Annotated in this window: 24 protein-coding genes and 1 pseudogene; 8 read left to right on the forward strand and 17 right to left on the reverse strand. The window is 52.7% G+C overall.

Annotated elements, in window-relative coordinates:
• Positions 1-182: 182 nt before the first annotated feature.
• The 3 genes from prc to AC6I8W_RS12115 all read right to left on the reverse strand — a co-directional run bounded on the left by prc (position 183) and on the right by AC6I8W_RS12115 (position 3,522).
• Positions 183-2,222, reverse strand: a complete 2,040-nt coding sequence (gene prc / locus AC6I8W_RS12105; protein WP_497835207.1) for a carboxy terminal-processing peptidase — start codon at positions 2,220-2,222, stop codon at positions 183-185.
• Between the two features lie 19 nt (positions 2,223-2,241).
• On the reverse strand, positions 2,242-2,925 hold the full coding sequence (gene proQ / locus AC6I8W_RS12110; RefSeq protein WP_497835208.1) for an RNA chaperone ProQ: 684 nt from the start codon (positions 2,923-2,925) through the stop codon (positions 2,242-2,244).
• Between the two features lie 96 nt (positions 2,926-3,021).
• The gene (locus AC6I8W_RS12115; RefSeq protein ID WP_497835209.1) at positions 3,022-3,522 is read right to left on the reverse strand and encodes a GAF domain-containing protein; all 501 of its coding nucleotides are present in this window, start codon (positions 3,520-3,522) and stop codon (positions 3,022-3,024) included.
• 215 nt (positions 3,523-3,737) lie between these two features.
• On the opposite strand from AC6I8W_RS12115, the gene yebS reads away from it, so the two are divergent.
• The 3 genes from yebS to rsmF all read left to right on the forward strand — a co-directional run bounded on the left by yebS (position 3,738) and on the right by rsmF (position 9,089).
• On the forward strand, positions 3,738-4,982 hold the full coding sequence (gene yebS / locus AC6I8W_RS12120; RefSeq protein WP_497835210.1) for a membrane integrity lipid transport subunit YebS: 1,245 nt from the start codon (positions 3,738-3,740) through the stop codon (positions 4,980-4,982).
• Positions 4,951-7,590 carry a PqiB family protein gene (locus AC6I8W_RS12125; RefSeq protein ID WP_497838178.1) on the forward strand — a complete coding sequence of 880 codons (2,640 nt, stop codon included), beginning with the start codon at positions 4,951-4,953 and terminating at the stop codon, positions 7,588-7,590. Before yebS ends, AC6I8W_RS12125 begins: the two co-directional genes overlap by 32 nt.
• An 80-nt stretch (positions 7,591-7,670) precedes the next feature.
• Positions 7,671-9,089 carry a 16S rRNA (cytosine(1407)-C(5))-methyltransferase RsmF gene (rsmF, locus tag AC6I8W_RS12130; protein WP_497835211.1) on the forward strand — a complete coding sequence of 473 codons (1,419 nt, stop codon included), beginning with the start codon at positions 7,671-7,673 and terminating at the stop codon, positions 9,087-9,089.
• A gap of 3 nt (positions 9,090-9,092) precedes the next feature.
• Here rsmF and AC6I8W_RS12135 read toward each other — a convergent pair whose 3' ends face one another.
• Entirely contained in the window at positions 9,093-9,740 is a 648-nt protein-coding gene (locus AC6I8W_RS12135) for a metallophosphoesterase (protein ID WP_497835212.1), read from the reverse strand.
• Positions 9,741-10,274: 534 nt separating this feature from the next.
• Between AC6I8W_RS12135 and AC6I8W_RS12140 the strand changes: the two genes are divergently transcribed.
• A complete protein-coding gene (locus tag AC6I8W_RS12140) occupies positions 10,275-10,553 on the forward strand; it encodes a hypothetical protein (protein WP_497835213.1) in 279 nt (92 codons plus the stop codon).
• Between the two features lie 46 nt (positions 10,554-10,599).
• Here the strand turns inward: AC6I8W_RS12140 and AC6I8W_RS12145 are convergent, their stop codons facing one another.
• The 6 genes and pseudogenes from AC6I8W_RS12145 to copC all read right to left on the reverse strand — a co-directional run bounded on the left by AC6I8W_RS12145 (position 10,600) and on the right by copC (position 13,203).
• Positions 10,600-10,767 carry a hypothetical protein gene (locus AC6I8W_RS12145; RefSeq protein ID WP_497835214.1) on the reverse strand — a complete coding sequence of 56 codons (168 nt, stop codon included), beginning with the start codon at positions 10,765-10,767 and terminating at the stop codon, positions 10,600-10,602.
• Between the two features lie 82 nt (positions 10,768-10,849).
• Positions 10,850-11,035: a hypothetical protein gene (locus AC6I8W_RS12150; protein WP_497838246.1), complete on the reverse strand. Its 186-nt coding sequence runs from the start codon at positions 11,033-11,035 to the stop codon at positions 10,850-10,852.
• A gap of 6 nt (positions 11,036-11,041) precedes the next feature.
• A pseudogene (locus AC6I8W_RS12155) lies at positions 11,042-11,137 on the reverse strand (integrase); the annotation flags it as partial.
• A gap of 426 nt (positions 11,138-11,563) precedes the next feature.
• The gene (locus AC6I8W_RS12160) at positions 11,564-11,911 is read right to left on the reverse strand and encodes a YebY family protein (RefSeq protein ID WP_497838179.1); all 348 of its coding nucleotides are present in this window, start codon (positions 11,909-11,911) and stop codon (positions 11,564-11,566) included.
• Between the two features lie 33 nt (positions 11,912-11,944).
• Positions 11,945-12,826 carry a copper homeostasis membrane protein CopD gene (gene copD / locus AC6I8W_RS12165; protein WP_497835215.1) on the reverse strand — a complete coding sequence of 294 codons (882 nt, stop codon included), beginning with the start codon at positions 12,824-12,826 and terminating at the stop codon, positions 11,945-11,947.
• Positions 12,826-13,203 (reverse strand): copper homeostasis periplasmic binding protein CopC, encoded by a 378-nt coding sequence (copC, locus tag AC6I8W_RS12170; protein WP_497835216.1) that lies wholly within the window; start codon positions 13,201-13,203, stop codon positions 12,826-12,828. Before copC ends, copD begins: the two co-directional genes overlap by 1 nt.
• Positions 13,204-13,355: 152 nt before the next feature.
• Here copC and AC6I8W_RS12175 point away from each other — a divergent pair, with 152 nt between their 5' ends.
• Both AC6I8W_RS12175 and exoX read left to right on the forward strand, forming a co-directional pair.
• On the forward strand, positions 13,356-13,586 hold the full coding sequence (locus AC6I8W_RS12175; protein WP_480364082.1) for a DNA polymerase III subunit theta: 231 nt from the start codon (positions 13,356-13,358) through the stop codon (positions 13,584-13,586).
• Positions 13,587-13,589: 3 nt separating this feature from the next.
• The gene (gene exoX, locus AC6I8W_RS12180; RefSeq protein WP_497835217.1) at positions 13,590-14,258 is read left to right on the forward strand and encodes an exodeoxyribonuclease X; all 669 of its coding nucleotides are present in this window, start codon (positions 13,590-13,592) and stop codon (positions 14,256-14,258) included.
• Here exoX and AC6I8W_RS12185 read toward each other — a convergent pair.
• Together AC6I8W_RS12185 and AC6I8W_RS12190 are read right to left on the reverse strand one after the other, a co-directional pair.
• Positions 14,252-16,309, reverse strand: coding sequence for a S9 family peptidase (locus AC6I8W_RS12185; RefSeq protein WP_497835218.1), 2,058 nt, complete (start codon positions 16,307-16,309; stop codon positions 14,252-14,254). The genes exoX and AC6I8W_RS12185 overlap by 7 nt on opposite strands.
• A 120-nt stretch (positions 16,310-16,429) precedes the next feature.
• Positions 16,430-17,083: a tellurite resistance TerB family protein gene (locus AC6I8W_RS12190; RefSeq protein ID WP_497835219.1), complete on the reverse strand. Its 654-nt coding sequence runs from the start codon at positions 17,081-17,083 to the stop codon at positions 16,430-16,432.
• Positions 17,084-17,245: 162 nt separating this feature from the next.
• Here AC6I8W_RS12190 and purT point away from each other — a divergent pair, with 162 nt between their 5' ends.
• On the forward strand, positions 17,246-18,424 hold the full coding sequence (gene purT / locus AC6I8W_RS12195; protein ID WP_497835220.1) for a formate-dependent phosphoribosylglycinamide formyltransferase: 1,179 nt from the start codon (positions 17,246-17,248) through the stop codon (positions 18,422-18,424).
• A 38-nt stretch (positions 18,425-18,462) separates the two neighbouring features.
• On the opposite strand, the gene AC6I8W_RS12200 is transcribed toward purT, so the two are convergent.
• The 5 genes from AC6I8W_RS12200 to AC6I8W_RS12220 all read right to left on the reverse strand — a co-directional run bounded on the left by AC6I8W_RS12200 (position 18,463) and on the right by AC6I8W_RS12220 (position 23,263).
• The gene (locus AC6I8W_RS12200) at positions 18,463-19,101 is read right to left on the reverse strand and encodes a bifunctional 4-hydroxy-2-oxoglutarate aldolase/2-dehydro-3-deoxy-phosphogluconate aldolase (protein WP_013509450.1); all 639 of its coding nucleotides are present in this window, start codon (positions 19,099-19,101) and stop codon (positions 18,463-18,465) included.
• 158 nt (positions 19,102-19,259) lie between these two features.
• On the reverse strand, positions 19,260-20,690 hold the full coding sequence (gene dhaM / locus AC6I8W_RS12205) for a dihydroxyacetone kinase phosphoryl donor subunit DhaM (RefSeq protein WP_497835221.1): 1,431 nt from the start codon (positions 20,688-20,690) through the stop codon (positions 19,260-19,262).
• Between the two features lie 31 nt (positions 20,691-20,721).
• Positions 20,722-21,345 (reverse strand): dihydroxyacetone kinase subunit DhaL, encoded by a 624-nt coding sequence (gene dhaL / locus AC6I8W_RS12210; protein WP_497835222.1) that lies wholly within the window; start codon positions 21,343-21,345, stop codon positions 20,722-20,724.
• A gap of 73 nt (positions 21,346-21,418) precedes the next feature.
• Complete coding sequence (dhaK, locus tag AC6I8W_RS12215) at positions 21,419-22,483, reverse strand: dihydroxyacetone kinase subunit DhaK (RefSeq protein ID WP_480364090.1); 1,065 nt, start codon at positions 22,481-22,483, stop codon at positions 21,419-21,421.
• A 51-nt stretch (positions 22,484-22,534) separates the two neighbouring features.
• Complete coding sequence (locus AC6I8W_RS12220) at positions 22,535-23,263, reverse strand: MIP/aquaporin family protein (RefSeq protein ID WP_497835223.1); 729 nt, start codon at positions 23,261-23,263, stop codon at positions 22,535-22,537.
• 449 nt (positions 23,264-23,712) lie between these two features.
• Between AC6I8W_RS12220 and dhaR the strand changes: the two genes are divergently transcribed.
• Complete coding sequence (gene dhaR, locus AC6I8W_RS12225; protein WP_497835224.1) at positions 23,713-25,698, forward strand: dihydroxyacetone kinase operon transcriptional regulator DhaR; 1,986 nt, start codon at positions 23,713-23,715, stop codon at positions 25,696-25,698.
• The last annotated feature ends 29 nt before the right edge of the window (positions 25,699-25,727 follow it).

Consider the following 25,727-nt stretch of genomic DNA (forward strand, 5'->3'; position numbering starts at 1 on the left):
GATATACATCCTAGGGTCATTACGTAGCATTTCAAGCAACCTTAATGTTTAAGTGTCTAAAAAGACATAACTTTACATTTAGTAACCCCATGCTGTCAGGCATGGCACCAGGACACTTAAGCATAAAATCACAGACAAAAAAAAGCACCGCGTTATGCGGTGCTTGTTCTCTGTCCGTTCGGTTATTTACTGCCTGCTGGTTGCGGCTGGGATTTTTCCAGCTGCGCCAAATCGTTGGCAATTTTCACCGTTTCGTCGAGGTAAGGATCCGGTTCTTTGTAATCCTTCGGCAGATCGTCAAGGCTCTTCAGCGGTGCTTTGCCTTCTGCCTGATAACGCGCATTGATACGCTCCAGACGCAGTGCATCTTCGTCATGGTTCTCTTTCTCGCGTTGGACCAGATTGAGTGACACGATATTGCGTTTATCTTTGGTCGCATTGAAGCGCGCAATATCTTTCATGATGTACTGGAATTCGCGGTCTTTCGCAATACGATCCTCATGTTCCTTGGTCAGCTGCGCCACCAATGGGGTGATATCACCGGTTTTGGTGTAGGTCGCCGCATTGATGCTGTCCCACGGTAAGGCATTGTCTTCGAACTTCTCACCGGTTTCCGCCGCTTCCACGCCAGTTGGCATCAGCAGATCCGGGGTCACCCCTTTACGCTGCGTGCTGCCGCCATTGATACGGTAGAACTTCTGAATGGTGTACTGTACCGAACCCAGTGCAGGCCATTCCGGACGCAACATCTGATCATAGATGCGGTTCAGTGAACGGTACTGCTGAACAGTGCCTTTACCGAAGGTCGGTTCACCGACAATCAGGGCGCGGCCATAGTCCTGCATGGCAGCCGCAAAGATCTCTGATGCAGAAGCACTGAAACGATCGACCAGCACCACCAACGGACCTTTGTAGTAGACAATGCCGTCGTTATCGCTGTCTTCACGTACGCGACCGTTGTTGTCACGCACCTGCACCACCGGACCGCTTGGAATAAACAAGCCGGAAAGGGATACCGCTTCAGTCAGTGCTCCGCCGCCGTTGGTACGCAGATCGATGACGATGCTATCCACATTCTGCTTTTGCAGTTTTTGCAGCTGTACTTTTACGTCATCTGTCAGGCCAACGTAGAAGCCCGGAATATCCAGTACCCCGACTTTCTCGTTACCGACAGTATGAACTGTACCTTTCACTGCGCGGTCTTCCAGACGGATCTTCTCGCGCGTCAGCGTTACGGTTCGGGTTTTGGTGCCTTTACCGGCAGGCAGGATCTCCAGGCGCACTTTGCTGCCTTTCGGTCCTTTGATCTTCGCCACGACATCATCCAGACGCCAGCCGATCACATCTTCCATCGGTTTGCCTGGCTGGCCAACACCGACGATACGATCGCCCACGCTGATCGATTTGCTCTTGGCTGCCGGACCACCGGCAACCATTGAGTTAATCACCGTGTAATCGTCATCCATCTGCAACACTGCGCCAATGCCTTCCAGCGACAGGCTCATTTCAGTGTTGAACTGCTCGGTATTACGCGGCGACAGATAATTGGTGTGCGGGTCGATTTCGTGCGCAAAGGCCGTCATCGCCAGCTGGAATACGTCTTCGCTGTTGCTTTGTGCCAGACGACGAATAGCAAAGTTGTAACGCTTGGTCAGCGTCTCACGAATCTCTTTGTCATCTTTGCCAGCCAGCTTCAGGCTCAGCTCATCGTACTTCACTTTGGCGTCCCACAACGCATTCAGCTCATCAGTGCTTTTCGGCCATGGGGATTTGCCACGATCGATATCGATGGTGTCATTGCCAGCAAAATTCATCGGGCGATTCAGCACGCTTAGCGCGTATTGATAGCGCTCAAAGCGGCGTTTCTGCGCCAGATTGTATAAATCGTAAAATACATCCAGTTTACCGCTGCGCAACTCATCGCCGAGGGTGGTCTTCTTATCAGCAAACTGCGCGATATCCGAAGCCAACAGCACGTTATGGCTGTAATCGAGCAGATTCAGGTAGCGATCAAAAATTTTCGCTGAAAAATCCTGATTCAGGTCGAACTGACGATAGTGAGAACGGGTAAAACGCGAGGTGACGCGTTCACTGACGGTGGGATGCTGTGGTTCTTCGTGCAACTGCGGAATCTGGTCAGCGCGGGTAATGTTGTCAGCGCCGAAACTGGGGCCTGCCAGCAGCAGGCCCGCGATCATACCGATCTTTAAAAAATTGTTCATGCCAGGGTCAGCCTCCGTTTCAGAACTGCAAATGTTCTGCGCGCACAATCATTGCCATGCCGGAAGCGAGCTGTACCCGAACGCCATCTTTAGTAATTTCAAGAATGGTTGCGTCCATCGCACTTTTGCCTGCTTTAACTTTAATATTCTGGCCGGGTTGCAAAGTTGAGGTATCAGTGATGGGTTTAGCTCGCGGCGGGCGAGGTGCAGCATTACGTTCAGAAGACGCGGCACGCGGTGCCTGCGGACGCGGTTTACGCGGCGCATCGCCATCTGACGCTTTACGCGGTGCTGGTTTACGCGGACGACGCGGTTCGCCAGACTCTTCGCCTGCTTCACGCTTCTTCGCTTTTTGCTGTTCGCGCTGTGCCTGCACACGTGCTTTCGCTTCTTCCAGCTGTTTGCGCGCATGTTCTACGTGTTGCTCATCCAGCACGCCACAGGCATTGCCGTCGAGATCAACACGAATGGCACCTGCTTTAATGCCGTACAGGTAACGCCAGCTTGAGGTATAAAGACGCAGAGCCGAACGCAGTTGCGTCTTGCTCAGGCCCATATCGCCCTGAACACGCTCGACCAGATCCTGAAAGATACCGATCTTGAGCGGACGCGCTTCACCTTCGGCGCTAAAGCAGTGCGGAAAACGCTCCGCCAGAAAGGCGATGACTTCTTTACTGCTATTCAACTTAGGTTGATTTTCCATGAAATTTCCTGATTACAACGGGTTTGCCGACCAGAGCAGGCATGAACAGGCGACATTATAATGACAACATCGCCAAATGCTATGTGATCCAGTCGATTAGCTGCGCGTCAGTTGAATAAATTTTTCAATATCGCTGCCCGCCAGCACTTCACAAAGCCCGTCAGTAAGGGCCACCAGCCCCGCTTCATCCTCACTGTCGAAGCGAGAATAAACCGTACTGTCGATGTCCAGCACACCGACTAACGTGCCATTCACTTTCAGAGGAATCACGATTTCTGCATTGCTGGCGGCGTCACAGGCAATATGACCAGGGAAAGCGTGCACATCTTCTACGCGCTGCACTTTCTCTTCTGCAATCGCCGTGCCACAAACACCTTTGCCCACAGGAATACGTACGCAGGCAATTTTGCCCTGAAAAGGACCCAGTACCAGCGTATTCACTTCAGTCAGCAAGTAAAATCCTGCCCAGTTCACGCCATCCAGGCGTTCAAACAGCAGCGCACTGCAATTACCCAGCGCAGCGAGGAAAGAGGTTTCGCCCGCCAGCAGTGCGCGAGCATCGCGATTTAAATCCTCGTAAAAGGCTTTTTTGTTCATTGTTTAACCATAATCCACGACAGCAGAGCCGCTATGTCACTCAGTTGTTAAAATAAGCACTAATAATCCAGCCTCACAAGGTGAATCATTGTGTTAGTTACTATACCCTTAGCTTGCTGTGGATCGAACTTAATGCCACCACAGACGTCTCAGTCAGCGAATGCTGCCTGACATGCCGGTAACTGTAACGAACGATGGGCCACTTGCGTCACCCTATGAAAATTCACGCTATCAGCCAGACGTTGCCCCACGCACGTTATCAGCGTTGTCCGCAATGCGATACCCTTTTTTCCTTACCGGATGTTAAATCGCATCAGGCGGCCCACTGCCCGCGCTGCCATGCACGAATTCAGAGCGGTTTTGACTGGTCAATGACGCGTCTTACCGCAATGGCCGTCACGATGTTGGTGCTAATGCCCTTCGCCTTTACCTTACCTCTGGTGGACATTCGTTTGCTCGGGATGCGTATCAACGCCAGTCTGCTGGAAGGTGTGATTCAGATGACGCAGCAAGGTGATGTGCTGACGGCTTCTATTGTGACGTTCTGCACCATTGGCGCACCGGTCACCCTGGTAGCGGGTATCAGCTATTTAGGTATCGGTCATGCGCTGGGGATGAATTTACGCCCGGTGTTACTCATGCTGGAGAAATTGAAAGAGTGGGTGATGCTGGATATCTATTTGGTGGGGGTCGCAGTGGCATCCATCAAAGTCCAGGATTATGCCACGCTGGAGATAGGCTATGGCATGGTGGCGTATATCTCACTGACGATCCTCAGCATACTAACCCTGATCCACCTGAACGTTGAACAGCTATGGGAACATTATTACCCACAGTCCGTGCCAACATCGCCGCCCGAGCAATGGCAGGTTTGCCTGAATTGCCATCACACCGGCGTGGCTGACCATCGCGGACGCTGCACCCGCTGCCATACGCCGCTGGATTTTCGCCGCCGCCATAGTCTGCAAAAATCCTGGGCCTCGCTGATAGCCTCCATCGTGTTGTTGATCCCGGCTAACCTGCTGCCAATTTCAGTGGTATACGTTAACGGCGCGCGGCGGGAAGATACCATTTTCTCGGGTATTCTTGGTCTGGCCTCAGGCAATATCCCGGTGGCAGCCGTGGTATTTATTGCCAGTATTCTGGTGCCATTTACCAAGGTGTTGGTGATGCTGACGTTACTGCTCAGTATTCACTTTAAATGTGAACAGGGGTTGAAAACCCGCATCCGCTTGCTACGCGCCGTGACCTGGGTGGGCCGTTGGTCGATGTTGGATCTGTTCGTCATTTCATTAACCATGTCGCTGGTCAATCGCGATCAGCTGCTGGCTTTTACGATGGGACCCGCCGCGCTCTACTTTGGCGCGGCAGTAATCCTGACCATTATGGCTGTAGAGTGGCTCGACAGCCGCTTGATTTGGGATGCTCATGCAACAGGAAACGCCGACTACACCGACTAGCGCTAATCTGCGTAATAAACGCAAGATTTCGCCGTTCTGGTTACTGCCCATTATTGCCCTGCTGATTGCCGCCTGGCTGTTGTGGACCAATTATCAGGAGCGCGGGACCATCATCACCATTAACTTCCAGAGCGCGGACGGCATTGTGCCGGGGCGCACGCCGATTCGTTATCAGGGCGTGGAAGTCGGTACAGTGCAGGGTATCGTGCTGAGCGATGACTATCGCAGCATCCAGATTAAAGCCAGTATCAAAAGCGATATGCGGGATGCACTGCGCGATAACACGCAGTTCTGGCTGGTCACGCCCAAAGCCTCTCTGGCGGGGGTTTCCGGCCTGGATGCGCTGGTGGGGGGTAACTATATCGGCATGATGCCGGGCAGCGGTAACCCGCAGGAACATTTTACCGCGCTGGATACGCAACCGAAGTATCGCGTCAATACCAGCGAATTGCTGATTCATCTGCACGCGCCGGATCTCGGCTCACTCAATACCGGCTCCCTGGTTTACTACCGCAAAATCCCGGTTGGCCGGGTTTATGACTACAGCATCAACAGCAATACCGATGGCGTAACCATCGATGTGTTGATCGAGCGTCGTTTTATTAATCTGGTTAAAAAGCAGAGCCGCTTCTGGAACGTTTCTGGCGTGGATGCGGATGTCAGCCTGAGCGGGGCCAAGGTGAAGCTGGAAAGTCTGGCTGCGCTGGTGAACGGTGCCATCGCCTTTGATTCACCGGATGAAGGCCAGCAGGCTGCCACCGATGAAAACTACACGCTGTATCCCGACCTGGCCCAAAGCCAGCGTGGCGTGAAGGTCAGCCTTGATTTACCCAGTGGTGATAACCTGAAAGCCGACAGCACCCCCTTGATGTATCAGGGCCTCGAAGTCGGCACCTTAACTAAACTCAATTTACTCCCTGGTGGTAAAGTTACCGGTGAGTTGACCGTCGATCCCTCCGTTGCTGGTTTGATGCGAAGCGGTACACGTATTGAGATGCGTTCACCGAAAATCAGCCTCACTGATACCAACCTCAGCAGCCTGTTGACCGGTAATACCTTCGAATTGATCCCGGGAGAGGGTCAACCGCAGGACCATTTTAGCGTGCTGCCCGCCAGTGAATCGTTGCTGCAAAAGCCTGATGTCCTGACGCTCAAACTGAACGCCCCGGAGACCTATGGTATTGATGCCGGACAACCGGTGATGCTCTATGGGATGCAGATTGGTCAGGTGATCTCGCGGCAACTGGATGAAAAAGGCATCAGCTTTGTGGTGGCAATTAACCCGGAATATCGCCACCTGGTGCACGCTGACAGCAAATTTGTCGTCAACAGTCGTATCAACGTTAAATTTGGTCTGGATGGCATGCAGGTACTGGGTGCCAGCGCGCGTGAATGGGTGGACGGCGGAATCCGTCTGATTCCGGGGGCGAAAGGCAATCCGGATGACAGCTATCCATTGTATGCCGACGCCGAGCGGGCGGAAGAAGGCATCATTGGTGAACAACCGCCTGCGACCTTGAAACTCACGGCCACCAGCCTGCCCGATGTTCAGGCCGGGTCCGTGGTGCTGTACCGTAAATTTCAAGTGGGTGAAGTGGTCGATGTGATACCGCGTGCCGATGCATTTGACATTTCGATACATATCGAACCGCAGTACCGCAAACTATTGACCAGTGAAAGCGTATTCTGGGCTGAAGGTGGAGCCAAAGTTCAGCTCAATGGCAGTGGCTTGACGGTACAAGCTTCCCCGCTGAATCGTGCACTAAAAGGGGCAATCAGCTTCGATAATCTGAGCGGTGCACAGGCAGCCAAAGGGGTCAAACGCGTCTTATACCCATCGGAAACTGCAGCGCGTGCCGTGGGTAGCCAGATTACGTTACACACCTTTGATGCCAGCAAGCTTTCTGCCGGTATGCCCATTCGCTATCTCGGTATCAATGTCGGTCAGGTTGAATCACTGTCGCTCAGTGCTGATAACAATCAGGTGGTGGCGAAAGCGGTGCTGTATCCTGAATACGTTCAGGACTTCGCCCGTATCGGCAGCCGCTTCTCCGTGGTCTCCCCGCAGATTTCGGCCGCAGGTGTCAATCACCTCGAAACTTTACTGCAACCGTATGTCAACGTCGACCCTGGCAAAGGGGTGCAGGCACGGACATTCGAGCTTCAGGACAGCACCATCACCGATTCCCGTTATCTTAACGGCCTGAATATCTTTGTAGATGCTACCGAAGCCGGCTCACTCTCGGTCGGCACGCCGGTGCTGTTCCGTGGTGTGGAAGTCGGTACGGTCACTGGCACCTCACTGGGTAATATGGCGGATCGCGTCCAGGTGGCACTGCGTATCAGTAAGAAATATCAGCATCTGGTGCGCAACAATTCGGTGTTCTGGCTGGCATCCGGCTATAACCTGAATTTCGGTCTGATTGGCGGCGTGGTAAAAACCGGTACTTTCCAGCAGTTTATTCAGGGTGGTATCCAGTTTGCCACGCCACCGACGGTGCCACTGGCACCCCAGGCGGGCGTAAACAAACATTTCCTGCTTCAGGATGAAGCGCCGAAAGACTGGCGCAATTGGGGCACGGCAATCCCCGACCCTGCACAACCTTAAGCAAATCGGGCAGCCTGGCTGCCCGATTCTTTTTCACGTGTTACACTTCGCGCTCTGTTTGTTTTCCCCGGAAGAAACCTGTGTCCGATCGCTTTCCTGAAGATTTTCTTGCGCTGATGCGTACCAGCCTGACCGACGATGCTGAAATGCAACGTTTTCTCGCCATCAGTCAACAACCCCTGCGTCGTAGCCTGCGCGTGAACACCTTAAAAATTAGCGTGGCCGATTTTCTCGCGCAAACGGCGGATTATGGCTGGCGGCTTACGCCGATCCCCTGGTGTGCGGAAGGATTCTGGATCGATCGCGATGATGAATCACTGCCGCTGGGTAGCGTGGCAGAACACCTCAGCGGGTTATTTTATATTCAGGAAGCCAGCTCCATGCTTCCCGTGAAGGCATTGTTTGATGCTGCCCCTGATGCACATCAGGTAATGGATGTCGCCGCAGCGCCGGGTTCAAAAACCACGCAAATGGCAGCATTGATGCGCAATCAGGGTGCCATCCTTGCTAATGAGTATTCCGCCAGTCGGGTCAAGGTGTTGCACGCTAACATCAGCCGCTGCGGCGTCAGTAATGCTGCTCTCACCCATTTCGATGGCCGCGTCTTTGGTGCGGCGTTACCAGAACAGTTTGATGCCATCCTGCTGGACGCCCCCTGCTCCGGGGAAGGCGTGGTGCGTAAAGATCCCGATGCGCTGCGTAATTGGACTCTGGCCAGTACGCAAGACATCGCCGCCACCCAGCGCGATCTCATTGATAGCGCCTTTCATGCATTGCAACCCGGTGGCACGTTAATCTACTCCACCTGTACCCTGAATCAGCTTGAGAACCAGCAGGTGATTAGCTGGTTGCAGCAACGCTATCCTGATGCGGTCGAAATTTTACCGCTAACGGACCTGTTCAGCGGCGCAGAACAGGCACTTACGCCAGAGGGTTTTCTGCACGTATTCCCACATATTTTTGACAGCGAAGGATTTTTTGTCGCACGCTTACGTAAAACCGCCAGCCTGCCGGCGTTACCGACACCCAGTTATAAACTGGGTAAACTCCCCTTCTTCCCTGCCAACAGAAAATTGATCGCAGAAGTCCAGCAGGCCGCCGCGAAGGTCGGTATACGCTGGGACGAAAATTTCCAGTTGTGGCAGCGAGATAAAGAGTTGTGGCTGTTCCCGGCTGCGCTGGAAAACTGGCTGGGGAAAGTACGCTTTTCACGCATTGGCCTGAAACTCGCGGAGACATTCCCGAAAGGGTATCGTTGGCAACATGAAGCCGTGGTGGCGTTGGCACAACCAGACAATGCGCTGTCGTTTGCGCTAACAGAAGCAGAAGCGGAAAGCTGGTATCGCGGTCAGGATATTCATCCGGACAACTTACCGGATCGCGATGAAGTGATTGTTACTTATCAGCGGCAACCACTGGGTCTGGCAAAAAAAGTCGGAAATCGCATCAAAAATAGTTATCCCCGCGAGTTAGTTCGTGATGGTCGCCTGTTTCGCTAACCGCTATTGCAGCTGTACCAACGTCAATCGGTTGCCAAATACAGCACCGGTATCAATGTAGTGTTGATTGGCGACGTTAAGCGGCTGCTCAAGTGGGGTATGACCAAAGTAGAAATCGCTGGCACCGTCAATGATCGCCGTGTTGCCACGTTGATGGCGTCCCAGCCGGTCACGGCTCCAAACCACCTGATGCCAGTCTACTTCCTGCCCCAGCTCATAGTGGCTGGCAGGATAATCAGCATGGGCAATCACCACGACACGATCCCTAAGCTGAAGATGCAAAATCAAAGGCAATTCAGCGCATCGCTTTAAAGCGTGACGGGCAGCAATCAAATCGCTACCACGAAGGTGCCAAAACCATTCACCACCATTCATTACCCATAACATCGGGTCTTTGCCTTGCAGTGCCTCAATGGCCATCTGCTCGTGATTACCGCGTACGCAACGAAACCACGGTTCTTTCAGTAACTCAAGGCAGCCGGGACTATCCGGGCCACGATCAATCAGGTCGCCGACAGAGAGTAATAAATCCCACTGTTTATCAAAATGATGCAAGATTAGTTGCGAATCAAGCTGGGTACGACATCCGTGCAAGTCACCGACTACCCAGATATTGCGCCATGCTTTTGCATCGACCGTTTGATAAAACATAATGGTCTCCTGAAAGCTGGTTTACTGGAAGTTTAGTGATTACGGCATAAAGTATAGCCTGGCGGCCTGTAACCATCGGAGGGAAGCGTGAACAGTCGTAAACAGTTTATTGGAATTCTGGTGGTGATCTTCATCGGCAGTCTGTTGCTGCTGGAAACCCTTGCGCGGCTGGTGCATCTGTTGGTGGTAGGATAACGGCCTTTGGTCAGATTCAACAGCGGCCGCATCCTGCAGCCGTGAGGAATGCCCCTTCCGGCGCTTATCTCCGGCACTCATTGAAGGTGTTAGCTCTGTGAGGGACGGCGGATACTCTAAACCTTCGGACTATTCCGAACAAGTTAAATGATATTAACAATCATTCTCATAGAGAACTTATCTCAAATAACCACAATTTACTTATAAATCAAACTTTTAATTAGGTTTCTTTCAGAAGCACCCGCCAGAACTATGTCAGAGATTGGTTAGCATTCACAGACACATCCGCATCGCTTCTTTTGCCAGACTTGATATACGGTTGTTCAAAGGAGTAAGCCGATGAAAGATTATTATAAAATCGATCTCGAAACCTTCATGCAGAACAATAAGGTTTTGATTAGCGAAATCAGAAGCAAAGCGCCAGTTTATGCCGATGATATGGGGCTGGATGAAGTGCAGTACATTAACCGTGAGATCAAACGCGCCCATCTGGATTATGTCGAGAGCATGGGAATCAAAGATCCTTACGAATACTATGTATCCCAACATGAAGAAGATCGTCAGCTCGCTGAGCAGCTGATCACTCAGCATCGCAACGCACTGCATGCCGCCCGCTGATTCACGTACCATCTGCCACACCGAGGGCGTGGCAATGTGTTGTTAGCTACCGCGTGATAAAGAAAATGGCAGCCATAAAGGCGAAAAATAATACCGCGAAGGTAATAAATCCATGCCGGGGTGATTTTGCCCGGCCCACCAACGCAGAAATAAACACGCACAATAAGGTTAAGGTGCCAATCATCACCCAGAGAAGATATTGTGTATTTGCCATCGAGAGTCCTTGTAAGTCGGCAACATTATTTTAGCGCCACTCTTATACCATTTTTTCGCCACAGGGACATGTCGCTGAGCAATTAGCCTGTCTGATAATCCTTGCAACGAATTACTTTCAATGCTTCAAGTTGCTTAAGACGTGCGCTCACTTTGTTGTTTGCATTCGCTTTAGCCACACCGTTTCCGATGCCAAAGTCACCCACGAACCCGATTACCGTTAAAGCATCAAACTCACCGGTTTTGTCGATTTGTTGTTGTGTAAGCACACCCGTTTAGTTCCACGCACTTTTTGAGATTTCCGGGGTTTCAGCCATCAGCCTGTACCCTTCCGGCGTCAGGTTACTCAGGGATTCATGGGGGCGCTCGCTGAAACTCGTGATTTACGCGGGATTCAGTTCGGGGCACATCCACCGACTTTCCTTGAGATCAGAAGCCTTGCCAGTCGATTATATGAAGTAAAGAAAGGAGAGGAATTCGTTATGGTTTAAACCGGATACCGGGAGTTCGGACGAATTTCGGACAAAAGAAAATAATTTTTATAAATCATAGGTATAAAAAAAGACCGAATACGATTCCTGTATCCGGTCCAGGGAAATGGCTCTTAGAGAGCCGTGCGCTAAAAGTTGGCATTAATGCAGGCGAGGTCGCCTTGCCTTTTAAAGGTAGACCACGGGTGATTATTTTCCAGCCAACTGTCACCAGGGGGGCGGAAAGCTGTCGACTCTGTGATCGCGGAGGCAGAATACTCAAAGGAATGAGACGCAGCAGGCTCTGCCGCGCCATAAAGCAGGATCTTACTTGTCGCAGAGTGACTGAGCGCGGGCGATAATCGGCTCCAGGCTCATTTTCTGTCCGGGATGGGTTTTATCATCAGCCTGGATGGAGCTGATTGATTGAGTGGTGCCCCGACCCGATTTTTGGTTTGCTTCCGCTTTATCATTTAACGGGTACTGTAACAAGGTGCTGGGATTGATAGCGAAAAGTGCTCCCCCCTTCTCACAGCTCAACATCACTTCTTCCCGCGTGAACGGCCACTTGTCTTTACCAATCTCAAAACGGCTGATGGTGATAATCTGCGCTGCCATCGCCTGGCTGCAAAGTGCCATCAGCACACAAGCTGGAATCAATTTCTTCAGCAAAATGTCGACCTCATACATTCAATCGGTATAGATGATTCAGGCTGGTGCCAACGTAGCAAACACGCTAACCAACCCAATTACAGCGATCGCCAGCAGCAGCTCAAGCTGCGTCAGGCGAATGAATATTGTTGATGCATCGCTTCCGGCCAGACGAAAACGGGGTACCAGCCAGTAGCGGTTAATCACGGCAATCGTGACCATTAACATAACCAGCATCACCTTGGTGATCAGCAGAGTGCTCCACCACGTGGGCGGCCATTGCAGCGGGTCACCAGCAATCAGCAGACTATTGAACATCCCGGTCAGCAGCGCTAATGCCACCGCTAAGTGACCATAGCGAGAGAAGCGCATCATGCTGCGGATCGCGTCAGTCCGATGGGCGATGTTGCGTGCGTCACGCATCAGTAGCAGCAGTGGTAACAACCCACCACTCCAGAATGCAGCAGAGATCAGATGTAATGCGTGGTTTGCCTGCTGTAAGATTCCCAGCCAACCATCACGCATGGCGGCATGACCCACACCGGCCAGTGCGATAAGTTGTAGCAATCCGCTCAGCAACAACATCTGCTGACACAACCTGCCGCGCAGCAATAACGCCAGCACGCTCAGTAGCGCGAAGAGGATTTCCCAACGCCACACCTGACCAAAACGGGTACTCAGTACCGCCCGCCAAATAGCACCATCACACACATTGTGCCAGTCACCGCTCATCAGCCCGGTCTGGATCGCCAGCATCAACACCGCCGCCAGCAAACTCATCAGCGCACTAAGTGCCAAAATGCCCCGCAGACGCAACGCCAGCACCGGACGAAAGCGTACCGGTGCCAGCAGCGCGGTGTAGAACGCGCTGCCAGTCAGCAATAATACCGACAAAAAGTGAATCGCCCGCAGGCTGATCCACAACGTGGTCAGAATCATCACTTCACGCTAAATTGGTAACTACCTTTGGTTTTATGACCATCAACCGAGAGCACGTGCCAGTTAACCTGATAGCTTCCTGTTGGTAGCGTCTGGCTTAGCGGTACAATCAGTTGCGCGTGCTGCTTATCGTTAAGCTGGATTTTCCCGACCGGTACGCTCTGATTCTGCGCATTACGGATTTCGACGCCACTAAACGCCGGTTCAACATCTTCGGTGAACGTCAGGGTTAACGACTTGGGTGACGTCTCAACGGTCGATTTATCTGCCGGGACCGGCGTTTTAAGGTGAGCATGCGCCAGCGCAAACTGACTGAAGGCCAGCGCAGATGACGCCAGCAACAGCGCCGCTACGCGGCTGAAAGTAGTCTTCTTCATCAGATCATCCTCTTTATTACGGCAATCCGCCGCAAGCGTGGCAGCAGGATACGCTGCTGCTCCGCAGGTGTCGATACCTGCAATGCGATCCCTTTTCCCTTGATCCTGAACGGGGAAAACATTACTTTTGCCCTGTTTATCGGGAGAAAAGCATGAGTGAAAACCTTGCCCTGCTGTCGCAGGAAGAAAAAGACAAAGTGAATGTCGATCTGGCAGCCGCCGGTGTCGCGTTTAAAGAGCGCTACAATATGCCGGTCGTGGCGGATTTGGTGGAACGTGAGCAGCCAGCAGCGCTGCGTGACTGGTTTCGCCAGCGATTGATGCAATATCGCCAGGCGTCGCTCAGCCTTTCTCGTCTGCCTTACGAACCGAAACAGAAATAATCTATGTTACGCGTGATCGATACCGAAACCTGCGGTTTGCAGGGGGGCGTGGTTGAAGTGGCTTCGGTGGATGTGATTGACGGCCAGATCCTCAATCCGATGAGTGATTTAATCTGCCCGGACCGTCCGATCAGCCATCAGGCGATGGCGGTGCATCGCATTACTGAAGCCATGGTCGCTGACAAACCGTCCATTGAGCAGGCGATCGGCCGTTACCACGGCAGCCCCCATTATGTCGCGCACAACGCCAGTTTTGATCGCCGTATGCTGCCGGAAATGCCAGGACAATGGATTTGCACCATGACCCTGGCACGTCAACTGTGGCCTGGTCAGAAATACGGCAACCAGGCCTTGCGGCACAGCCTGAAACTGGACGTCACACCGCCCCCTAATCTGCATGCTCACCGCGCGCTGTACGATTGCTACGTCACCGCTGCCCTGCTGATTCGCATCATGGAAAAATCTGGCTGGAATGCTGAGCAGATGGTCAGCCGCTGCCAGCCAACGCCGGTGGCTGATGATGTGTTCCCGTTCGGCAAATATCGCGGGCAAAGTATCGGCAGCATTGCGCGCAAAGATCCTGGTTATCTGCGCTGGGTGCTGGAAAACGTGCGTGATCTGCGCCCACCATTGCGGCAGGCGCTACGCAAGTACGTTAAGAATGATCAGTAATCGTGACGGTCTGGCAGCACGCCCTGCGCCAGGCCAATCAGGAAAGTAAACTCTTGCGCCACTCCTTCATAGGATTTGAAGCGGCCCGATTTACCACCGTGACCAGAATCCATATCGGTGCACAGCAGCAACAACGTATCGTTAGTTTTTAACTCGCGCAATTTTGCCACCCATTTGGCTGGCTCCCAGTACTGCACCTGCGAATCGTGCAGACCGGTAGTCACCAGCAAATGTGGATAGTCCTGTGCTGCCACGTTATCGTACGGGCTGTACTGGCGGATGGTATGGTAATACGCTTCCTGCTCTGGATTGCCCCATTCATCATATTCACCGGTAGTGAGGGGAATGGTGGGATCGAGCATGGTAGTCACCACATCCACAAACGGCACCTGCGCCACCACGCCGTGATAGAGTTGCGGTGCCATATTGATCACCGCCCCCATCAGTAATCCCCCGGCACTGCCACCCATCGCATACAGGCGTTGCGGATGTCCAAACCCCTTCGCCACCAACGCTTCTGTCACATCGATGAAATCGGTGAAGCTGTTCATCTTGTTATGCAGTCGGCCATCGTCGTACCACTGCTGTCCCAGTTCGCCACCACCGCGTACATGGATAATCGCATAGACAAAACCCCGCTCCAGCAAGCTGATCCGGCTGGTGCCAAAACTGGCATCCATGCTGCTGCCATAGGCACCATAACCATAAACCAGCATCGGGTTGTTGCCCGCCTGGAAGTGTTGACGATGGTAGACCAGTGAAACCGGGACCTCGGTACCGTCGCGTACAGTGATCCAGTGATGTTCGCTTTTGTAATCGTCTGGATTGAATCCCGGCACCGGTGTCTGTTTCAGTACGCGTCGTTCACCGCTTTCCATATTGAGTTCAAATAACGTCGTCGGCGTGGTCATTGACGAATAGCCATAACGCAGCGTATCGCTGTCCGGCGTGGGGTTGTAGGCCAGCCAGGTAACATAGGTAGGATCGTCAAACGCGATACCGGTGCTCTCACCGCTTTCCCAATGGATCTGTCGCAGGCTGGTCACCCCACGCGACCGTTCCTCGACCACCAGCCAATGTTTAAATAGTTGAAAATCTTCCAGTACTACCTGATCGCGCGCCGGAATCAGTGTTTGCCAGCGATTTTCCGCCAGCCAGGCGCTACGGTATAAGCCGAAGTTCTTACCCTCGCGGTTTGAACGAATATAAAACTGATGGTTGTAGTGATCGACGGTATATTCGTGGTCGCGACGACGAGGACAAAATACCTGCGGCTGCGCGTCAGGGTATTCAGCATCAATCAGCTGAATTTCGCTGGTGGTGGTGCTAAACAGCGCAATCAGAATGAAATGTTCAGAGGTGGTCTTATGCACGCTGAGATGGAAAGTATCGTCCTTCTCTTCGTAGACCAGTTGATCATCTGATTGCGGGTGCCCCAACTCGTGGCGCCACACCTGATAAGCCAGCAAGGTCTTGGGATGCTTACGTACGTAATAGATGGTACGCGAATCATTAGCCCATGCGAGGCTGGACGACGCGTCACTAAGGACCTCAGGATACCAACTGCCACTGACCAGGTTGCGGAAGCGGATACCGTACTGGCGGCGGGAAAGAAAATCTTCCGCCAGCGCCATCACCTGGTTATCCGGGCTAATGGCCAGCGCGCCCATGGTGTAAAAGTCGCTGTGCGATGCACGCTGATTGCCATCGAGCAGCAATTGCCACTCGGCATCCGCCGCCTGCGGCTGGCGGAAGTACGCCGGGTATTCATTGCCGCGCTCATAACGGCTTTGGTAGCGATAGCCATTTTTCACGTATGGCACCGAATGATCCTGCTGCGGAATACGGTCAATAATCTCTTTCAGCACCCGGTCCTGGAGAGGCGACTGGTTCGCCATCATCGCTTTACCGTAGTCATTCTCGGCGTGCAGATAGTCAAGCACCTCGGGATTCTCCCGATCGTCATCACGGAGCCAGAAATAATTGTCGGTGCGCGTTTCCCCGTGTAGGGTCATTTGGTGAGGGATTTTTTTTGCCTGAGGCTGATTCATAACGGTTCATTTCCCTGAAGAGACAACATCCTGCAAGCGTGGCACCGATCGCGCAGGAAGCCAAGCCATTGAGTACAAGGAAAATGTAAAACAAGGCCACATACGTGGCCTGTGACGGGATTAACTGGCAGGCAAAGCGGCCTTTTCTGCCGCAAGATCTTTTTGCATTTCGTCACGCACATCCTGCGGGATCTTTAAGGCATCACCCAGCGCCGCCAAATAACTACGTTCCATAAAGTGGTCGACATCAATGGCCGCGCAGCTGAGAAAATAGAGTTCCAGCGCCTCTTCTTCATTTTTCACATCGGCCGCCAGCCAGTGTGGATCAAGGGGGCGATTCATCGCCTGCTGAATTAAGGCTTCGGCTTGCGCACCATAACCCGCCTGGTGAATATTTTGCTCAATCGCCGCGCGTTCGCGATCGTCAATATGGCCATCACTCTTGGCCGCGAACACCAGGGCAGTGACCAGACGTTCGGCACGTTGATCAAGCGGCGTTTGTACCTGACCAAAGCCTGGTTCATCCTGATGGCTTTCTCGCACCCGTTGCTTATATTTATTCCACAGCACGGCTCCCGCCGCTGCCCCGCCACCAATAATCAGCGCTTTTCCGCCATATTTGGTCAGCAGCTTGCGCGAGGATTTGCTGGCAATCAGCAAGCCTGCCAGCCCACCTAACGCACCAGGTGCCAGCATGTCGCTTAATCCGCTACCTTTACCGCCGCTTCCCTGCTTTTTCAGTACCGATTGAATTTGCTGCAACCAGTTATTCATCGTTTAACTCCTGTTTAAGATCCGGGTTTCACATGCTGCCGCAGTGGATGTCAGGAAACGTCAGAACGGCGCAAAGTAAGGCAAACCTTATTGCGCTAAAAGATGAGAACGCAAACGTTTTCGTATATACTGCGCGCGCATTTTGACTGCTAAGGTGAAATTATGACGACTCTCGGAACCGCGCTGCGTCCTGCCGCAACGCGTGTCATGCTGTTAGGTTCAGGCGAGCTGGGTAAAGAAGTGGCATTGGAGTGCCAGCGTCTGGGTGTGGAAGTGATTGCCGTGGATCGCTACGCCGATGCGCCTGCCATGCATGTTGCCCATCGCAGCCATGTGATTAACATGCTGGATGGCGATGCATTGGCCGCCCTGATTGCCCAGGAAAAACCCGATTTCGTGGTGCCGGAAATCGAAGCCATCGCCACCGAAAAACTGCTTGAACTTGAACAGCAGGGACAAAAGGTGGTGCCCACCGCACGTGCCGCACGCCTGACCATGAATCGCGAAGGGATCCGTCGTCTGGCCGCTGAAGAACTGGCACTGCCGACCTCCACCTACCAATTTGCCGACAGCAAAGAAAACTTTGTTGCCGCTGCCGCCGCGATTGGTTTTCCCTGCATCGTCAAGCCGGTGATGAGCTCATCCGGTAAAGGTCAGAGCTTTATTCGTGACGCCAGCCAGCTCGACAAAGCCTGGGATTACGCGCAACAAGGTGGCCGTGCCGGTGCCGGTCGCGTGATTGTTGAAGGCGTGGTGAAGTTTGATTTCGAAATCACCCTGCTGACCATTAGCGCCGTTGATGGCATTCATTTCTGCGCCCCGATTGGTCATCGTCAGGAAGATGGCGATTACCGTGAATCCTGGCAACCACAGCAGATGAGCGATTTGGCCCTGCAACGTGCGCAGGCTATTGCTGAAAAAGTGGTCACAGCGCTGGGCGGCCACGGCCTGTTTGGCGTGGAATTGTTCGTGTGTGGCGATGAGGTGATCTTTAGCGAAGTTTCACCGCGCCCGCACGATACTGGCATGGTGACGTTGATTTCTCAGGATCTGTCAGAGTTCGCGCTGCATGTGCGTGCTTTCCTCGGTTTACCGATTGGCGGTATTCGCCAGTATGGTGCCGCGGCCTCGGCAGTGATTCTACCGCAGCTGGAGAGCACCAATGTCCGCTTCGTGAATGTTGAGGCGGCGCTGGGAGCAGGTTTGCAATTACGCCTGTTCGGTAAACCAGAAATCGCCGGTCAGCGCCGTCTCGGCGTGGCACTCGCCACCGGTGAAAGCACCGATGACGCCATTGCCCGCGCCATTAAGGCCGCTGCTGCGGTGAAAGTCGAAGGTTAATACCTGATGCGGTGAGCACTCCGCTCACCGCTCATCAATTATTTCGCTCCCGCTACCGCTTCGCGCGCCAGATGGGTAATACGCTCCCAGTCTCCCGCTTCCAGCGCATCGTTTGGCACCAGCCAGGAACCGCCGATACACAGCACGCTTTTCAGCGCCAGATAGTCACGATAGTTAGCCGGTGAGATACCGCCAGTCGGGCAGAATCGTACCTGAGGGAAGGGTCCACCAATTGCCTGCAACGCTTTGACGCCACCGTTGGCTTCCGCCGGGAAGAATTTAAACTCGCGCAGACCGTAGTCCATACCCGTCATCAACTCAGATACGGTGCTGATGCCAGGGATTAACGGCACCGGGCCTTCCACGGCCGCTTTCAACAGCGGCTCGGTGATACCCGGACTGATCACAAACTGCGCACCCGCGTCGGTGACTTCTTTCAGTTGCTGTGGATTGATGACCGTGCCCGCGCCCACAATCGCTTCCGGGACTTCTTTGATCATTGCGCGCAGTGCATCCATCGCCACCGGCGTACGCAGGGTCACTTCCAGCACGCGCACACCGCCTGCCACCAACGCTTTGGCCATCGGCACGGCGTGTTCAAGTTTGTTTACCACAATGACCGGCACAACCGGTCCGGTGGTCAGGATCTGTTCTGCACTTGTTTTCCAGTTTTTCATCACGTTTCCTAAGGGTTTTCAGTCAGGCCATTCAGGCCTGCGGGATGTTCCTGAGCATTACCATACAAGATCGGCGTGACTCACGTCCATCGGCGGCGCCAGGTTTTTGAAACTGTGGTTCAATTTAGGATGATGAAAATACAGAACTTGATTCCCGGTCAGGGCGCAATTGCCATGATCTCGCCGGAATCTGTCGCCAGACGCACCCGCGCGCCATCCTGCCATGCCTGGCTGCGCTGTCCGTTACTATCGATATACACCGCTATGCCACGGGCAACAGCCAAAATCGCCGCATGTGATTGACTATCGATGGCGGTAAAACAGATCCCCTGGGTTGCGGCGCTATCCAGTGCCATGATTTCTGAAGGTAAGAGAAAATTAGCGATAATCAGCCCGGGTGCATGCATTTGCGGTGGTGTAAACAGTGGATGACCGAGCAGCAAGCGCAAAACCCGGATACCAACATCATAAACATCGATATATCTTTCGCGTAAATACGTGTCCTCAATCGCGCGGTATTCCTCTGCCATCTGGCTAATGACCTGGAGCCACAGTTGCTCGATTGGCGCGGGTTGCTGTTCCAGCCGTTCAAGCGCGGTGTCATACAATTCAGTATCTTCCAGCATCATCTGGTGGGCGGAAAAAATCGCCGCCTCATTTTCCGACAGCTGCTGTTCCGTGGTGAGGATCAACTGATCCAGTTCCTGTTTTGCCAGAGAAATGGCGTGGTCGAGCCGGGCGATTTCGACCTCCTTTGCATCCAGCGCCCGCGTCGGCAACTGCGGCAGGTCACGTTTGACGCGACATAACGTCACGTCCAGCGCTGTGGATTTATTTTTTGCCGGGTTACTTTGCACTGCGGGGCTGTCGCCAAATTGCGTTGCCGCCAACGCGGCAAAGGCGTCGATCGCCTGCTGCGCCTGTGGACCACGTGCCTGCAACCTAATGACATCGCCACATTTGATACCTAGTCGCACTAGATTGTTCATGCTCCTGCCATTCAGCACCCGGTCACCGTTGGCAATGTCGACCTCTGCATCAAATTGATTCAGGCAGCGAGCAATCACCGATGCCGGACGCGCATGAATACCGGTCGGATTGGTGATCGTCCAGGAGAAGCTTTTGCTGTCGCTAGCGGTCTCGGTCGGTATCTCCGTTTGTTGAGGCGCTGATAGCCAGTCGCTCTGCCCCAACTGGGCGTATTTTGCTGCCAGCGCCTGATGTGCCTCGGTCATAACCTGACCGATAGATTGTCCTGATGCTGCCGCGACCGCTGCCGCAACCGTCCCTTCCACCAGCGGCGCGGCACAAATCTGCACCCGCGCCATCTTTTCCTCGCCGAGCAACTCTTTCGCCATATCGGTACTGAGAATGGCACTTCCCATATCGACCATCACCAGTACATCATCATCCAACACGTCTTCAATCGCTGCCATCACTGTGACAGGATCCGTTCCTATCGGGTTATCGGGGTCATCAATACCCGCTGCCAGCGCGAATTTCACCTTTCCCTGTGTCATTTGTGACGCCAGTTCAATGACGCCTTCAGCCAGCTTCCTGCTATGTGAAACCACCACAATATTGACCATAGTTTGACAACCTTATTAAGGACCGCAGTTGTTAACCAACCACCTCACAAAGTGTTTTAAACAGCAGATAACTGGAGGTGGCACCCGGGTCCTGGTGTCCAATCGATCGTTCACCCAGATAACTGGCGCGCCCTTTCGCAGCTCTCATCGGAATGGTGCTTTTCATCGCGGCTTCCGCCGCCTGCAAAGCAGCGTTCAATGCCGTCGCCAACGGGGCATCCTGCTGGTTTTGCAACGACGCAACAATGGCGGATAGCGTATCCACCATGGTTTTATCACCGGGGTGCGCCATACCGCGTGCGACAATGCGGTCCGTACCTTCGCGGTACAGGTGATATAAATCTGTCACCGTCAATTCTTCTTTCGCCATGACACATTCGGCGGCTTTCAGGAAAAAGGTACCGTACAGCGGTCCGCTGGCACCGCCAATACTCGACAACAGCACCATCCCGGTATTTTTCATAATGGTGCCAATGTCCTTATCCTCCAGCGTCGGCAGTTTCTCTTTCACCTTTTTGAAGCCGCGATTCATGTTCAGGCCGTGATCGGCATCGCCAATTTCACGGTCCAGATTGGTCAGGAACTCTTGCTGCTGTTCAAAAACCGTTGCTGAGGCATCCAGCCAATCAATCACCTGTTTTTTGCTTACGACCATTGTTATCCCCCGGAGAGTGATGTCATCCAGTGTCCGTGCGGCCCGTCGTCACCAACCAGGCCGCGACACCGCGTTACATTTTCCAGCGTAGCGCTGGGGTACTGACTGGAAAATCCCACAACGTCAGCATCTCTTCATCGACTTTTAACAGCGTGATCGATACCCCCTGCATGTCAATTGAACTACAGAACGTACCCACCAGGTTGCGGGCGATATGGATGTTGCGCGCGGTAAGAATTTCAGCCGTCTTACGATACACCGCATACAATTCCGATAACGGCGTGCCTCCCAGGCCATTGACCAGCACTATCACGCTGTCCTGCTCATTCAGCGGTTCGGTGGTTTGGCTGTTTTCTACCCACTCGCCTTTCTCACCATCCCACTGTCGCAGTACGCGACTGTAGGGCGTATTGTCGAGAATTTCGTTAAGCATCTCTGTGACCAACGTATCGCAGTCGCTGTACTTCTCGCGACGGATACCCGGTTCACCGTGGATACCGATACCAAATTCGATCTCATCGTCGGCTAAGTCAAAACTTGCCCTGCCGGCAGCCGGGACGGTACAGGCCGACAATGCCACGCCAATTGAGCGCCCGCGGTTGCCGATACGCGTCGCAAGTTGTACACATTCATCCAGGCTGTAGCCCTCTTCAGCCGCCGCACCCAATATTTTTTCTGCCAATACTGTGGTGGCGACACCACGACGTCCGGCGGTATACAGACTGTCTTTGACCGCCACATCATCGTCAATGACCGCCACCTGCACGGGAATACCTTCGCCATGTAGTAACTCTGCGGCCGTTTCAAAGTTGAGGATATCGCCGGTGTAATTTTTAATCAGCAGCAGTATCCCGTTAGCGTTGTTGACCTTCTGCGCGCATTCATACATCTGATCGGGTGTTGGCGAGGTAAAAATATGTCCGGGACAAGCACCATCCAGCATGCCAAAGCCGACAAATCCACCATGCATCGGTTCGTGGCCCGACCCACCACCGGAAATCAGGGCGACTTTAGGTTTATCGGTGCGACGACAGACGTAAAAAGGTTCGATATTGACCGTTAATTCCGGATGCGCCAGGGCAAAGCCTTCAAGTTGTTCCCTGACAACATCATCAACCTTGTTGATTAACTTTTTCATCAATCTTTCCTCGTCATGGCCCCCTGGCTTGCGCGGCCAGGAGGACGACTGTTATGGGGTAGATAAGAGAGGTAATAAGAATTTGTATAATAGAGAGCCGACTGCACCGCCAATTAATGGACCAACAATAGGCACCCAGGCATAGCCCCAGTCGGAGCCACCTTTGTTTTTGATCGGCAACAACGCATGCGCAATACGCGGGCCAAGATCACGCGCCGGGTTGATCGCATAGCCGGTAGGACCGCCTAACGACAAACCGATACTCCACACCAGCACGCCTACCGCATACGGCCCAAACCCCCCAGCGATGCCGTTGTGCGAGTTGAAAATCGCCAGCACGCCGAATACCAACATCGCGGTACCGATAATTTCAGTCACCAGGTTCCATTTATAGTCACGGATAGCAGGACCGGTACAGAAAGTGGCGAGAATTAAGCCGGGATCATCGGAAACATCATAATGGCGCTTGTAGGTTAGCCAGACCAGAATTGCACCAAGAAACGCCCCAACCAACTGGCCGAGCATGTAAACCAACACCATACCTGACGCAATACCGCCCTGAAGCCAGACAGCTAATGTCACTGCCGGATTGAGATGTGCACCACTGATCCAGCCGACAGCGTAAACCGCGACCGTCACCGCAAAACCCCACCCTGCGGTAATGACAATCCAGCCGCTACTTCCTCCTTTGGTTTGTTTTAAGACCACGTTGGCCACCACACCGTCGCCAAGCAGAATCAACAGCATGGTGCCGACCATTTCTGATAAAAAGATGTTCATCTTCCTTTCCTTTTATTAACAGGTGATATAGCTGGTCGTCTTATGCAAGAACATGTTGAGAATAGGAAGGGAGAAAAAGGCTGTAAAAAATATTTTTTTGTTCATTTCAGAAACGATATTTCTTCTGACAAGGTTGCAAAAAGAAACAGCAACATGGATGAAAATAGCGATATTTGACCGCGATCAAACTGTATTCAAAGATGTGACACGTTTCACACCAGCCCTTTTCATAAATATAAAAACTTATTAAATACAGTGAGTTGATTTAAAGTAAAGTTAGTCTTCAATCTGCAAAATCATTTCCAGATCGCTGTCACAAATTGGCACGCTGATTTACCGGTAAGAATGAAAATACACTACACATAGCGCTATGCTTTACACGGATGATCTGCACTTTACCCGGCAGACTCGATTATTAGCTGGACCCTTTTTCAGCAGGAAGGCAATGCATGCGTCTCAATATGAAAGCGATATGGCGGGCGTTCATCGCCAAGGATCCAGAATTATATAATAACCTCACCAGCCTGGACCGCCCTGACATCAAACCCTGGTTAAAGGAATCCTGGTTACGTTGTCGACGTCTGCTGCGTCACGATCACTGGCCACAACAACTTTATGCGAAAGGTATTACCTTCGAGTCGCTGTGCCGTAACCAATCCGAGATGCTGAATATCTCATCACCCATCATTGAGGACATTTTTGAATATCTTGATGCGCCGGATTGCGCCATCTTTGTCACTGACGAAACTGGTTGCACGCTGAAGTTTTACGCCACGCCGTCCATGGCGATCAGGCTGGCACCGCTCGGTATTCGGGAAAGCATTTATTGGCGCGAAGGCATGATGGGAAATACCGCCATCTCTAGTGCGCTGTTGTTGCATGAAACCCTCAGCATCAAAGGCTACGAACACTTTAACCGACATCTGCACCCTTTTGAGATCTGTGCCGCGCCCGTGTTCGACAGTGACAGCAGGCTGATGGGGGCGGTCGGGGTTATTTTACTCACTGGACACGAGAACGCCCCGGCGCTGGGACTGGCGCTGGTGCATTCCATTGAGCAACAGATCACCGCTAAACTGAATACTGATTTGATTTTGACCGAGTCCAATCAACATCTTAGCGAAGTTCACGCCCTGCTGGACGGCGTGGAGGAAGGAGTGCTGGCATGGGACAATAAAGGCACTATCCTGTATCTCAATATCAATGGTAGTGATCTGTTTGGGGTCAAAAGTAAAAAAATTCTCGGCAAAAACATCCACGATATCATCAAGCTACCACAAAGCATTCTCACTGCCGTCGCCCACAATCGTGAGGTTGATTTGTTTGAAACCGCCATCGAATTTGATGGGGCCTTCATTTCCCTGGCGATTTCACTGAAGATCGTTAAAGGCCCCAATAATGCGTCGGATCGCTATATTGCCCTGCTGCATCCGATTGATCGCATTCGCGAACTGGTACACCGCCATAGCGGCATCGGTGCGCGGCTGACGTTTGAGGATCTCGATTATGTCGGCACCTCAAATACCATTCGCCGCGTGGTGCGCCTGGCACAACTGGCGGCAAAAGGTCGTGGTTCGGTATTGCTGCATGGTGAGGAAGGTCTGGGCAAATCCTACCTGGCACAGGCCATCCATAACGCCAGCGAACGTCAGGATAAGCCCTTTATCACCATCAATTGTCAGGCCATACCACGCGAAACCATGAGTAGCGAGTTTCTTGGTGGCATCGTCAATGGTGACAAGCATGTGATTTCAAAATTTGAACTGGCCAAAGGGGGAACTCTATTACTGGAGAATGTGGAATATCTGACCACTGAAGTGCAAACCGCGCTGCTACAACTGCTGAAAACCGGGTTACTGAGCAAAGCCAACCAACTGCTGGTGCCGCTGGATGTGCGACTGATTACCACCACCACCGTTGATATTAACCAGTATGTGGATGAAAACCGTTTCCGCCGCCATTTATTGTATGAATTGCAGTCGTTCGATATTCATATTCCACCATTACGTGAACGCAGCGAAGATATTCCGCCGCTAATCAAACGTTATCTGAAAATAATGAGCCGTGAAGTCGAGAAGAACCTGACGTTATCCGAGGATGCGCTGCAACTGCTGACGCGCTACGGTTGGCCGGGTAATAACCGCGAACTGCGTAACGTTCTTGAGCGTGCTTTCAGTTATAGCGATGGCGCGGTGATTCGGGTGAAGGATATTCCCCTGACGCTGATTGAACGCATACGCGATCTGGCGACTGTCCCGTCGACGAATGGTTTGCACAGCCTCAACGATATGGAGCGTGATGCACTGATCAAGGCTGCCGTTCACTGCCAGGGCAAAGCGATTAAAATTACCCAGGCACTGAAGATCAGCCGCACCTCACTCTGGCGTAAGCTGAAAGCCTTTAATATTCATCTGGAAGATTATAAGACCCGGTAAAATAGGCATTCCGTAGCGGCACGATTTAT

Source organism: Pantoea sp. X-Soil-TKNS-1211 (genome assembly GCF_059730495.1).